Genomic DNA, 12,240 nt, shown 5'->3' with positions numbered 1-12,240 from the left:
AAACCCAGTCCTTCCAGTGCCAGAGCAAAACTCCGATTTTTCTGCACCAGGCGATAACCCAGACCTGCTATACACCCACTTGCCAGTGCAACCAGGCCCAATTTTGCAGCCAGACTGAGTTGCCAGTGCTCAGTGGCAAAACGCAGCAGTAAAATAATCCCAATCACCAAAATACTAATCGCGACTTTTAAGACTGGATTCCCCTGGAAAAGCCAGCGCTGCAGTTGATCTACCAGATGAGGAGAGTCGTTTACCTCTTGGGCAGACTCAGTTTTCACGAATGGAACAGAATCGGATCGATCCGGTGATCGCTGTAAGGGATTGGCAGAATGGGATTGTGATTGCAGCTGTATCAAACGCCCTTCCAGACGTTGCAGCCACCTGAGCAAAAAGAATACCCATGCCGTAATCCCGATGCCCATCAGCCAATCCAGTTCAGCCAGTCCACCAACAATGGCAGTAATTGAAGAAATATATAAAGGAACTTTAGAGTTATGCTCCAAGGACATTTGCCGCTGTCCGGCCAATTGATTCAGCGGTGCTTCTACCGCAGTGACATATTGCATCACGCTAAAGATAAACCCCAAACCACACAGATAAGTCACAATCTGATAACCCAGATACCAGGCGCTGATCCCGGCAATCAGCAGAGTAATCAGCCAGATCATGCGTAACTCATTCCGTCCTACAGCCATTCTTATATTTCTCTTTCCTGAATCATTCCATCATACAACAGCTTGTGCTGCTTATTTCATCTTCGGCTGATATTCGCTAAGCTGTAAACTCAGACTCGCCTCAGCGAGCGCGGTAAAAATCACGTACAATAGCGCTGTATTTTGAATAAGGAATTGATTACATGCCACCATTTGTCTTGGTCGATGGCTCTTACTTTTTATTTCGTGCCTTTCACGCACTGCCACCATTAACCACGTCAACCGGTTTACATACCAATGCAATTCGTGGTGCGATTTCTGCTATTCAAAAACTGATGCGCCGGACCCAACCGACCCATATGGCGGTAATTTTCGATACCCCAGAACCGACCTTCCGGCATGAGCTTTCACCGATTTATAAAGGTGACCGTCCCAGCATGCCAACGGAATTATCCGAACAGATTCCTTATCTGCATGCATTGATCCGCGCTTTGGGCATTCCCCTGCATACCTTACCGGGTGCCGAAGCCGATGACATTATCGGAACACTGGCCAAACGTGCTGAAGCGATGGGACATCAGGTACTGATCTCTACGGGCGATAAAGATATGGCGCAATTGGTGACCGAAAAAGTCACCCTGGAAGACAGCTTTAAAGAAAAACCGCTAGATATCGACGGCGTGTTTGAAAAGTTTGGCGTCTGGCCGAATCAGATTATTGACTATCTGACCCTGATGGGTGATGCTTCTGATGGCATTATGGGTGTACCAGGTGTGGGTGCCAAAACTGCAGCAAAACTGCTTAACGAATACGGCTCGATTGGCGGCATTTTAGAAAATGTCGACAAGATCAAAGGCAAAGTCGGTCAAAATATTAAAGAACATGTCGATGGCATTGCACTGGACCATCAACTGGCTAGTATTGTCATCGATCTGGATCTTAACTTTGGTTATGACGATTTAAAACTGGGGGAGCCGAATGTCGAGACCTTACGTCATTTGTACACCGAGCTGGAATTCCGTAACCAGCTGCAGTCCTTAGATCACCCGAATAACCCGAATAATTCAAATTACCAGCAGGCGGCAAAATCTATTAACGCCAAAGCGGTTGCAGCACCCGAACCTCTGGAAGACCATGCGTCTGTGACCAGCAGTGATGACCAGTTAGGACAAGCCACCTATCACACGGTATTAAGCCAACAAGATTGGGACACACTGTTTGAGCGCTTAAGTACCGAAAAACGTTTTGCCTTTGATACCGAAACCACCAGTCTGGATTATCGTATTGCACAGATTGTCGGTTTCTCGGTCGCCTTCGATGCGCAGGATGCTTACTATGTTCCCTTGGCACATGATTATGAAGGCGCACCGGAGCAGCTGAATCGTGAAGTAATTCTGGCGCAGATCAAACCAATTCTGGAAGATGAGTCTGTAAAGAAAATTGGTCATCATCTGAAATATGATGCACATGTCCTAGAAAATCATGGCATTCATCTGGCAGGCTGGTATTTCGATACCATGCTGGCTTCCTATGTCCTGAATTCTGTCGCGACCCGTCATGGCATGGATGATGTGGCCCGTCTGTATTTGAGTCATCTGACCACGACTTATGAACAGGTGGCTGGTAAAGGTGCCAAACAGAAGACCTTTAACCAGATTCCACTTGAAACTGCAGCGCATTATGCTGCAGAAGATGCACATGTTACCTATCGTCTTTATGAAGTCTTGAGCGGGAAATTACAGGCACATCCTGAACTGGTCAATATTCTGCATAATATTGAAGTTCCGGTCGCACGTGTACTGACGCAAATGGAAGAAAACGGCATCGAACTGGATCTGGCTTTTCTGGATCAGCTTGGGGGGGAGTTTTCCAACACCATGCAAGATCTGGAAAACCAGATTATGGAAATTGCAGGGGAAAGCTTTAATGTGAGTTCACCGAAACAGGTCGGTGAAGTCCTGTTTGAAAAGTTAGGTCTAAAAGGCGGCAAAAAAACCACCACCGGACAATACAGTACCAGTGAAAGTGTACTGGAAAAAATTGAACATCCGATTGCCCAGCTGATTCTGGAATATCGTGGTTTGTCCAAGCTGAAAAGCACCTATACCGATGGCCTATGCAAACAGGCCAATCCTGATACCCACCGTGTGCATACCAGTTACCATCAGGCATTGACTGCAACTGGCCGTTTATCGTCGACTGATCCAAACCTGCAGAACATTCCGATTCGTGCCGAAATTGGCCGTCAAATCCGCAAGGCGTTTGTGGCACCGGAAGGTCGTGTCTTGCTGGCAGCCGATTACTCACAAATTGAACTGCGTCTCATGGCTCATCTATCTCAGGATGAAGCCCTGCTGGATGCATTTATTCATGGTCAGGATGTACACCGCCGTACCGCAGCGGAGGTTCTAGGCATTCCTTTGGAAGAAGTGACCAATGACCAGCGCCGTCAGGCCAAGGCCGTCAACTTCGGCCTACTTTACGGCATGTCCGAGTTTGGTCTGATCCGACAGTTAGGTTTTACCCGTCAAGAATCACAGGATTATATCAAGCAGTATTTCCATCGTTATCCGGGCATTTATGACTATATGCAACGTACCCGTCAGGTGGCATTAGAGCAAGGTTTTGTTGAAACCTTGCTCGGACGCCGTTTATATACCCCAGATATTGATGCCCGTAATATGATGGTGCGTAAAGCGGCAGAACGTGCTGCGATTAATGCCCCACTACAAGGTTCGGCTGCAGATATCATTAAAATAGCGATGATTGAAGTCGATAAGATGTTGCCAAAAGATCAGGCCAAAATGCTGCTGCAAGTTCACGATGAACTGGTATTTGAAGTCGATGAAAACATTGCCGATGAACTGGCACCTAAACTGGCTGAAGTGATGCAATCGGTATTGCAGATTTCTGTACCATTGGTGGTAGAAGTGGGTAAAGGCAAAAACTGGGATGAGGCGCATTAATATGCCTTTAAGCACCTTCCTCCTTATAGGAGCAAGGTTGGGATGGAGGTGATTTTAATTTATATATCTCCCCCCAAGGGAGAGGGAGCGATATTAAAATCTTTTCTGCTATCAAGTTTTGAACGCATATTTTTCTATTTTTAGGAAATCAGCAACATTACTGGGTAAGAGTATATATGTTCCCTCTCCTTCCAGGAGAGGGCTAGGGAGAGGTCAGTATATTTTTTATATTCCCCTCTCCTCTTGCGAAACAATGCTTCTCATCCCAAAGGGAGAGGAACTTCTACGATTAAGACAATAAAAAAAGGACGCCTTAGCGTCCTTTTTTATTTGAATCCGATTAAAGACCAGTGAGCAGTACAATCGCCACTTGGTTCATAATCATTTCAATAATGATCAGGGTTAAAATAGCGAAGATTGGAGAAAGATCTATCATCCCCATATTTGGCATAATCCGGCGGAATGGTGCCAGTAAAGGCTCAGCCAGCTCTTGCACTACTTCAATATAAGGCGAACGAGACTGAGTAAACATCACCACCCAACTTAAGATAATCGTAGCAAAAATCAAGTAACGACAGAAACGGATCAAATCCTGCATCATGGTGACAAAAGTCAGAATAATCAGATGGACAGGCCCATTCGGCATCCCACCTGACAGATACATCATGCCAAAAATTTTAAGCAGATAGAGCACGACCAATAATGCCAAAGCAGCAGTACTAACTCGGCCTTTGGCCAAGGTTGGGAAAATTCGACCAAATACATCTACAATTTTAGTGGCTTTCACAGTAGAAAGAACCACAGGATTGTAAGGACTGACCGCTGCCAGTTGCATTAAAAATCGGAAGAATACGAGCAAAATCGCGACGTTAATGATAATGCCAAAAATTAGCGCAGAATTTGCACCCATACTTGAACGTTCCTAAAAATTAAACTGAAGATTTGCTGCTTTCACTGAGCTCTTGTGCCAGTTCTTGACTGCGTTTTTGTGCAGCGGCAAGTGCCGCCTGAATATTTTGAGAAATCTGGGCGCGATCAAAGACTTCAAGTGCGGCCTGTGTGGTTCCATTCGGAGAAGTCACATTTTTACGTAACTCAGCCGGCGTATTCGAGCTGGTAATCGCCATCTGCGCCGCCCCTAAAGCCGTCTGCAAGGTGAGTGCAGTTGCAACCTTTTCATCCAAACCTAAATTTTTACCCGCACGAATCATACTTTCCATCATATAGAAAAAGTAAGCCGGACCCGAACCCGAGACTGCAGTGACTGCATCAATTTGTGCTTCTGATTCGACCCAAATGGTCAGCCCGGTCGACGCCAGAACCTGACTTGCTAGCTCACGATCACTCGTTTCTACAGATGCATTAGCATATAAACCATGTGCACCGGTCTGTACCAATGCTGGCGTGTTCGGCATGACCCGGACAATACGCTCTGTCCCCAACAATGCTGACAATGTGGCAATTTCTGCACCGGCAACAATGGAAATAATCAGCTTATTATTAACCAAACCTTTCAATGGTTGCAGTACTTGAGCCAAAACCTGAGGTTTTACCGCCAGCACAACGATATCTGCATCCTGAATTGCAGCACTATTATCCCCGGTCACATTAATTTCTTTTTCCGCCAATAAAGCACGGACTTTTTCGACCGGATCAGAAACTGTAATACGTGTTGCTGGCAAACCACGTGAAATCAGACCGCCAATTAAGGCTTGGGCCATATTACCGCCACCAATAAAACAGATATTACAATTTAAAGCTGCACTCATGTTCAATGCTCGTCGTTGAGTTCTAAAGTTGAAGAAACCGAAATCGGCAGCCATCCGCCTGCTTCACAATATGCAGATTGGGCCAACCAAAATCCTTTAGGGGTAAACACGCCTAGCATAACATTATCTGTGCTTAATATTTGAATAGTATGCCGAGCCCAGGGAAATATTTGCGCTTCCTGAATGGCTTTTTTCAGCGGCCAGGTACCGACACGGCCATATAAATGAATTTTTTCGCCACCCTGCCTGTGCTGCAAATGCAAAGGTTGCTGCAATAATGCATGAGATAAACCTAGCTGTGCAGGCGCAATGGTAAATTTCCCTGACAAAACCTGCACGCTGTCTTTTAAAGCGAATTTTATAGTTTTCGGGCTAGTTTGAACCTGTTGCTGCTCGGCCAAATAAGTCTCTGCGGTCAAACGATATAATTGCTGCTGATAGCGTACATAGTAAAAGCCTTGCCAATGCAATGCCGCCTGAGCATCTTGCTTGGCATGAATGACTTCGCATTGTAAACGCTCTACCATCGCTAAAGATGGACGATACTGTCCCGCGCCTTTCATCCAGGCAGAGAGTAATTGACGTTGTCGTGATTTGGAAAGCTGTAGAAATTTACCAAGATCGAGCTGCGTTTCAGTCCCACAAGATGCTAAATCCTGTTGCAGTACGTTCTGCAAAATATCTTGGGCATCCTGCATTAACTCACTGGTTCGCACCAAGGCGGCTTGCATTTTAGGATAACGTTGGCTTAATATCGGCCACAGGGTCTGGCGTGCCCAGGCGCGGTCATAATGGGTATCATCATTGGTCGGATCTTCAATATTCTCAATATTCAGATCTGATGCCCATTGGCAAATCTGCTCACGGGAAATATCCAGCAGTGGCCGCCAAATCGTGAAATTTTCACGTATATCCACCTGTTTCATTGCCGCTAAACCATCAACACCGGCGCCAGACAATAAACGCAGCATCAAGGTTTCCGCCTGATCCTGCTGATGATGCGCTAACACCAACATTTCATCCGCTTGCAAATGTTGCAGATAGGCCTGATAACGTGAATTGCGCGCTTGCTGTTCCAGGTTACCACTGGCGACATGAACTGGCTGGATGATGCAGGGAATATTCAGTTGCTGACATTGATCCGCTACGAACTCCCCCCAATCCGCACTGACTACTTGTAATTGGTGATCGACATAAATCGCCCGAACTTTTTCCGGGCATAAAAAAAACATCAGATGCAGCAACAGCATAGAATCTACGCCACCACTGCATCCGATGAGAAATTTTGTCTCTGCAGGAAAGTCCTGCAGCTGTTTTAAGAAACCAGACCTAAATTGTCGCTGCCAAACTTCATTAAACGTTGGTAACGTGCTTCGCATCGTGCTTGCGCTTCCATTGGTTGCAGTTCATTCAAAGCTTCTTTCAGCACTGCTTTCAAGCTGTTCATGACCTGATCCTGATTTAAATGAGCACCCTCACCTTCATCCACCACATATTCTACAATACCCATTTTCTGCAATTTTTCTGCAGTCAGAGCCAAAGCTTCACTTGCCTGCTCTGCTTTTTCAGCAGTTTTCCAGAGAATTGAGGCACAGCCTTCCGGTGAAATCACCGAATAAATACTGTGAGAGAGCATCACCACACGGTCTGCCACACCAATACCAAGTGCGCCACCTGAACCACCTTCACCCAGTACAGTTGCAATTACCGGTACTTTCAAGTTGGAAAGCTGAGCCAGACTGGTGGCAATCGCTTCAGCCTGACCACGTTCTTCTGCACCGACACCCGGATAAGCACCCATGGTATCAATAAAAGTGAAGACTGGCAGGTTAAAACGCTCTGCCATGTCTAGCAGACGCTGTGCCTTACGATAACCTTCCGGGTTACTCATGCCGAAATTATGCTGTAATTTTTCACGGGTACTACGACCACGATGCTGACCGACAATCATCACCGGTTGACCATCAAAACGAGCCAGACCACCAATCATCGCGCCATCATCACCATATAGGCGGTCACCATGCAAAGCATCAAATTCAGTGAATATTTCACCCACATAGTCCAGGAATTGTGGACGTTCTGGATGACGTGCAATCTGCACTGTCGCCCATGCTTTTGATGGAGTTGCTTTATTTTTCATAGGTTAACCGTTTTCATCCCTATAAAGGTATTAATTAACAAACTGTTCGGATTGAATCGAGAGTTCAATCTCCCAATTTTTAAATTGCTGCTGTTCATCGTGCAGTTCAGCGACCAGCAATGGCCACTGTTTGGCATCACCAGACACGCTGAGTTGCCATTGTTGCGCATTTTCAACCTTGAGTTCAATGGCAGGAAGCATCTCATCGCTACGACTGTGATTGACCAAAACCGACAGACGAAGCAGCAAACATAACCATAAAAGTTTAGATCCACCGACTTTCATCACATCAATCTTGGCATCAGCGCGCAATTTACGCCGATGGTGCGCGACCAAATGTGACAAATGATTTTGATCAACTTGCGAGAAACCGGCAATATCCGAGTGTTGTAATAAATACGCGCCATGACGATGATAGCCACTGTGACTGATGGCCAAACCAATCTCATGCAGATAGGCAGCACGACGTAACAGGTCACTATCTTCAACACTCAAACCGAGTTCACTGGCCACGTCATTAAACAGTTTCTGTGCGGTCTGAACCACACGTTCTGCCTGCTTGGCATCGGCATTATAACGGCCAATGAGAGCATGTACGGAACGATCACGGATATCCTCATGCTTGAAACGGCCAAGCAAGTCATACATCACGCCTTCACGTAGCGCACCATCGGAATATACTAAATGATCAATTCCCAATACATCAAAGACTGCATAAAGAATGGCAATGCCGGCGGGTAAAACGGCACGACGATCATCTTTCAGACCTTCGAATTCCATGTCCGAGACATATTTATATTTAAGCAGTTTATCTTTGAGCTTTTCCAGGCCTTCACGCGTCAACTGTTCGCGATCATTGCTCCAGCCCATATTGACGCAAATCTGGCGGCAGGCTTTAATGGTACCACTCGAGCCGACGACAGCATCCCAACCGGCTTCTTTATAAGTATTGGCAATTCCGGAAATTTCTTTACGTGCCGCAGTAACTGCTTTATCAAAAGCTTTGGCACTGATTTCACCATCCTGAAAATAGGCCTTGGTAAAGGCTACGCAGCCCATTTGTACCGATTCAGTGTGAATCGGCTCGAATTCTTCACCGATAATCAGCTCAGTTGAACCGCCACCGATATCAACCACCAGGCGGCGACCGCTGTTGGCCATGGTATGCGATACACCCAGATAAATCAGACGGGCTTCTTCACGGCCAGCAATAATTTCGATGGGTTTCGGTAAAATTTCTGCAGCTTTCTGGATAAATTCATGGCCATTTTTGGCTTGACGCAACGCATTGGTCGCCACGATCCGTAATCGGTTCGGCTGAACTGCACCTAAACGTCCGACAAAACGGGCCAGACAGGCCAAACCGCGTTGCTGGGCAGCTTCGGTTAAATTCTTATTTTCATCTAGTCCTGCAGCAAGCTGAACTTTTTCTGACATTGATGCCACTTTCTTCACTTCGCCATGATCTACACGGGCGATGGCCAAATGAAAGCTATTTGATCCCATATCGATGGCGGCAAGTAATTCTTCATCAATCAAAAAGTCAGACATTCCAGAAATAAACCTTTAACGAATTGTGCTTAGAGTAATTCACATGCATGCAATTTAAAAGCCATTTGTAGCGACAATTTAATGCCTTATTCTTTTTTGTATCGGGAATAATAGTGAGACACGATCATCACTATCGTGATCATCCATTAGACAAAATAACATTAAGCATTGAAAATTTACAGATTCCCCTACATTGTTAAAGATGGCTATGTAATACTAATAATTAGTTATCTTTAAAATATTAATCTGGAGCACATTCCATGTCTGGCAACATCGTAAACACTACTGACGCAAACTTCGAAGCAGACGTTCTTCAATCAGACGTTCCTGTACTGGTGGACTTTTGGGCAGGCTGGTGTGCACCATGTAAAGCAATTGCACCCGTACTTGAAGTGCTTGCTGATGAATACCAAGGCAAAGTTAAAATCGTGAAAGTTGACGTAACTTCTTGCGAACAAACTGCTGTGAATTTCAACATCCGTAACATCCCGGCTTTGTTGATGTTCAAAAATGGTGAAGTTGTTGCGAGTCAAGTCGGTGCTGCACCAAAATCTAAACTGACTGCATTTATTGATGAAAATATCTAAGCACAGCATTTTTAGTAAAAAATACGCGACTCATGCTCGCGTATTTTTTTCGGCTATAAATTGACAAACCTTGCATTTTCTCTTATATTCGCTACTCAAGAGATAAAGGATCCTAAATCCTGTCAATTTCTTACAAGACACATTACATAAGATGCCGCTCGGCAATAGAAATTGTTTTTCACATTTTTCTTTGAAACACTCAAACAGATCTCTGAATTGTTCTTTTGCAAATTCAATTGCTTTCGTTTGAATGCTGGTATGCGGCCGAATGTTACTCCCTTTCCAACCTGTACCTCAGAACTTTGATTCTATCTGACCACCTATGAATTTAACCGAACTCAAGAAAAAACCGATTGGCGAACTCATCAAGATTGCCGAGTTTATGGGCCTCGAAGGTATGGCTCGTAACCGTAAGCAAGACATTATTTTTGCCATCTTAAAACGTCATGCAATGAATGGCGAAGAGATTTTTGGTGATGGCGTTCTAGAAATTTTGTCAGATGGTTTTGGCTTTTTACGCTCAGCCGCAGGTTCTTATTTAGCAGGTCCTGACGATATCTATGTCAGCCCTTCTCAAATTCGTCGTTTTAACCTCCGTACTGGCGACACCATTACTGGCACCATTCGCCCGCCGAAAGAAGGCGAACGTTATTTTGCTTTACTTAAAGTCAATCAAATTAACTACGATACACCTGAAAATTCACGTAACAAGATTCTGTTTGAAAACTTGACGCCTTTATTCCCGACTGAACAGTTGATAATGGAGTTAGGCAATGGTACCACTGAAGATTTAACCACCCGTGTGATCGACCTAGTGGCCCCGATTGGTAAAGGCCAGCGTTCAATTATTGTGGCTCCGCCGAAAGCGGGTAAAACCATGCTGCTGCAAAGCATTGCACAGTCCATCGTTCGCAATAATCCTGAAGTTATTCTGATCGTTCTCCTAATTGATGAACGTCCAGAGGAAGTGACTGAGATGGAGCGTACGGTTCGTGGTGAAGTCGTGGCTTCTACCTTTGATGAATCTCCTGCACGTCACGTTCAAGTCGCTGAAATGGTGATTGAAAAAGCAAAACGTCTGGTTGAACACAAGAAAGATGTGGTGATTTTGCTTGACTCGATTACCCGTTTGGCGCGTGCCTATAACACCGTGATTCCTTCATCAGGCAAAGTATTGACTGGTGGTGTAGATGCGCATGCCTTAGAACGTCCTAAACGTTTCTTCGGTGCTGCACGTAATATCGAAGAAGGTGGTTCACTGACCATCATTTCTACTGCCCTGATTGAAACTGGTAGTAAAATGGATGAAGTGATTTACGAAGAATTCAAAGGTACAGGTAACCAAGAAATTACCCTTGATCGTCGCATTGCTGAAAAACGCGTATTCCCTGCGATGAACATCAAGAAATCTGGTACTCGTCGTGAAGAACGCCTGATGTCGGAAGACAATCTGCGTAAAGTCTGGATTCTACGTAAGCTGCTGCATACTCAAGACGAATTGGCGGCAATGGAATTCTTACTGGATCGTATGAAAGAAACCAAAACCAATGATGATTTCTTTGATCAGATGAAACGCAAAGCTTCAAATTAAAATTTCAAATGAAAGGTCACCTAAGCGGTGGCCTTTTTTAGGTTGACATAAATTACAGAATGAAACAATCAAGCCTTATTTATGTAAACTTATTTTTAAGTTTTTGATTAATAAAATATTCAGATTAAAAATTGTATAACTTTTAAGTGTTTAACAAGCCTTTCTCCAATCTAAATCTTTCATTCCATTGTTATTTTCTGTTAAAAACTTCTTATTTTTTATCGTTTTTCCGTACTTTTTTGATCATTGCCAGTAGCAATTAAAAATGCGCAGTGATAGCATATTTGCAGACCAGTTAGACTGCTCCTGCGTTGTTAGTCCCTAACACAATTAGGAACAATAAAAGCACTTAACAGACTAACTTTGGTTTTTTTTAATCTCAATTTTTAGAGAGTGATGCCATGTTATTCAAAAAAATCGCTATTGCTGCTGCAGTTGCTACTACTCTAGCTTTCGTTGGTTGTGCTAAAAAAGCTGACGACGCTGCTACTGACGCTAACCAAGCTGCATCTGAAGCTGTAGAAGCTGCTTCTGAAGCTGATGCTGCTGCTGATGCTGCTGCTGTAGAAGCTACTTCTGAAGTTGCTGCTTCTGAAGTTGCTGCTGTTGCTGAAGCTGACGCTGCTGCTGCAGTTGCTACTGATGCTGCTGCTGACGCTACCGCTGCTTCTGAAGCTGCTGCTCAATAATCTTTTAGATTATTCAGTACAAAAAAAGAGAGCCTTTGGCTCTCTTTTTTATTTTAAAAACTGAAAATTAAAAATATTAGATCCCAGTTTTTAAAAAAGCAGATCAGTTGACCTGCTCATTTCCCACACGTTGACGGAACTTCTGTCCGGCACGGAAGGTGACCACGCGGCGTGCAGAAATCGGAATCTCTTCACCCGTTTTCGGGTTACGGCCTGGACGTTGACGCTTGTCACGCAACTCGAAATTACCAAAACCCGAAAGTTTTACTTGCTCGCCTGAGATGAGCGCCTGGC

General features: G+C 44.7%; 11 protein-coding genes. 4 read left to right on the top strand and 7 right to left on the bottom strand.

Features of this window, described 5'->3' with window-relative positions; translation table 11 throughout:
• Positions 1-695 (bottom strand): DUF2339 domain-containing protein (locus tag WAK81_RS04350; RefSeq protein ID WP_422195829.1); only part of this gene is annotated, 695 nt, incomplete at its 3' end.
• 161 nt (positions 696-856) lie between these two features.
• Here WAK81_RS04350 and polA point away from each other — a divergent pair.
• Positions 857-3,619 (top strand): DNA polymerase I, encoded by a 2,763-nt coding sequence (gene polA / locus WAK81_RS04345; RefSeq protein WP_422195828.1) that lies wholly within the window; start codon positions 857-859, stop codon positions 3,617-3,619.
• A 340-nt stretch (positions 3,620-3,959) separates the two neighbouring features.
• On the opposite strand, the gene WAK81_RS04340 is transcribed toward polA, so the two are convergent.
• Genes WAK81_RS04340 through ppx form a run of 5 tightly spaced genes read right to left on the bottom strand, consistent with a single transcriptional unit; the run spans position 3,960 to position 9,079 of the window.
• On the bottom strand, positions 3,960-4,529 hold the full coding sequence (locus WAK81_RS04340; protein WP_004278259.1) for a YggT family protein: 570 nt from the start codon (positions 4,527-4,529) through the stop codon (positions 3,960-3,962).
• A gap of 19 nt (positions 4,530-4,548) precedes the next feature.
• Positions 4,549-5,388, bottom strand: coding sequence for a pyrroline-5-carboxylate reductase (gene proC / locus WAK81_RS04335; protein WP_004278260.1), 840 nt, complete (start codon positions 5,386-5,388; stop codon positions 4,549-4,551).
• A gap of 2 nt (positions 5,389-5,390) precedes the next feature.
• Positions 5,391-6,767: a tRNA lysidine(34) synthetase TilS gene (tilS, locus tag WAK81_RS04330; RefSeq protein WP_422195827.1), complete on the bottom strand. Its 1,377-nt coding sequence runs from the start codon at positions 6,765-6,767 to the stop codon at positions 5,391-5,393.
• Positions 6,704-7,528, bottom strand: a complete 825-nt coding sequence (locus WAK81_RS04325) for an acetyl-CoA carboxylase carboxyltransferase subunit alpha (RefSeq protein ID WP_422195826.1) — start codon at positions 7,526-7,528, stop codon at positions 6,704-6,706. Before WAK81_RS04325 ends, tilS begins: the two co-directional genes overlap by 64 nt.
• Before the next feature lie 30 nt (positions 7,529-7,558).
• Positions 7,559-9,079 carry an exopolyphosphatase gene (ppx, locus tag WAK81_RS04320; protein ID WP_004278264.1) on the bottom strand — a complete coding sequence of 507 codons (1,521 nt, stop codon included), beginning with the start codon at positions 9,077-9,079 and terminating at the stop codon, positions 7,559-7,561.
• A 260-nt stretch (positions 9,080-9,339) separates the two neighbouring features.
• Between ppx and trxA the strand changes: the two genes are divergently transcribed.
• The 3 genes from trxA to WAK81_RS04305 all read left to right on the top strand — a co-directional run bounded on the left by trxA (position 9,340) and on the right by WAK81_RS04305 (position 11,946).
• Entirely contained in the window at positions 9,340-9,666 is a 327-nt protein-coding gene (gene trxA, locus WAK81_RS04315; protein ID WP_422195825.1) for a thioredoxin, read from the top strand.
• 322 nt (positions 9,667-9,988) lie between these two features.
• A complete protein-coding gene (gene rho / locus WAK81_RS04310) occupies positions 9,989-11,257 on the top strand; it encodes a transcription termination factor Rho (RefSeq protein ID WP_422195824.1) in 1,269 nt (422 codons plus the stop codon).
• A 401-nt stretch (positions 11,258-11,658) separates the two neighbouring features.
• Positions 11,659-11,946, top strand: a complete 288-nt coding sequence (locus tag WAK81_RS04305) for a hypothetical protein (RefSeq protein WP_422195823.1) — start codon at positions 11,659-11,661, stop codon at positions 11,944-11,946.
• Between the two features lie 103 nt (positions 11,947-12,049).
• Here WAK81_RS04305 and WAK81_RS04300 read toward each other — a convergent pair.
• Positions 12,050-12,240, bottom strand: a 191-nt coding sequence (locus WAK81_RS04300) for an HU family DNA-binding protein (RefSeq protein ID WP_422195822.1), incomplete at its 5' end; no start/stop codon positions are given.

Source organism: Acinetobacter sp., assembly GCF_049284435.1.
Taxonomy (GTDB): domain Bacteria; phylum Pseudomonadota; class Gammaproteobacteria; order Pseudomonadales; family Moraxellaceae; genus Acinetobacter.
Note: the sequence above shows the minus strand (reverse complement) of the source record. Positions and strands in the feature narration are given on the sequence as shown.

Excerpts from the sequence above, each read along its gene's own strand:
- polA (WP_422195828.1), top strand. The coding sequence starts at position 857 with ATGCCACCATTTGTCTTGGTCGATGGCTCTTACTTTTTATTTCGTGCC.
- WAK81_RS04340 (WP_004278259.1), bottom strand. The coding sequence starts at position 4,529 with ATGGGTGCAAATTCTGCGCTAATTTTTGGCATTATCATTAACGTCGCG.
- proC (WP_004278260.1), bottom strand. The coding sequence starts at position 5,388 with ATGAGTGCAGCTTTAAATTGTAATATCTGTTTTATTGGTGGCGGTAAT.
- tilS (WP_422195827.1), bottom strand. The coding sequence starts at position 6,767 with ATGCGAAGCACGTTACCAACGTTTAATGAAGTTTGGCAGCGACAATTT.
- WAK81_RS04325 (WP_422195826.1), bottom strand. The coding sequence starts at position 7,528 with ATGAAAAATAAAGCAACTCCATCAAAAGCATGGGCGACAGTGCAGATT.
- ppx (WP_004278264.1), bottom strand. The coding sequence starts at position 9,079 with ATGTCTGACTTTTTGATTGATGAAGAATTACTTGCCGCCATCGATATG.
- trxA (WP_422195825.1), top strand. The coding sequence starts at position 9,340 with ATGTCTGGCAACATCGTAAACACTACTGACGCAAACTTCGAAGCAGAC.
- rho (WP_422195824.1), top strand. The coding sequence starts at position 9,989 with ATGAATTTAACCGAACTCAAGAAAAAACCGATTGGCGAACTCATCAAG.
- WAK81_RS04305 (WP_422195823.1), top strand. The coding sequence starts at position 11,659 with ATGTTATTCAAAAAAATCGCTATTGCTGCTGCAGTTGCTACTACTCTA.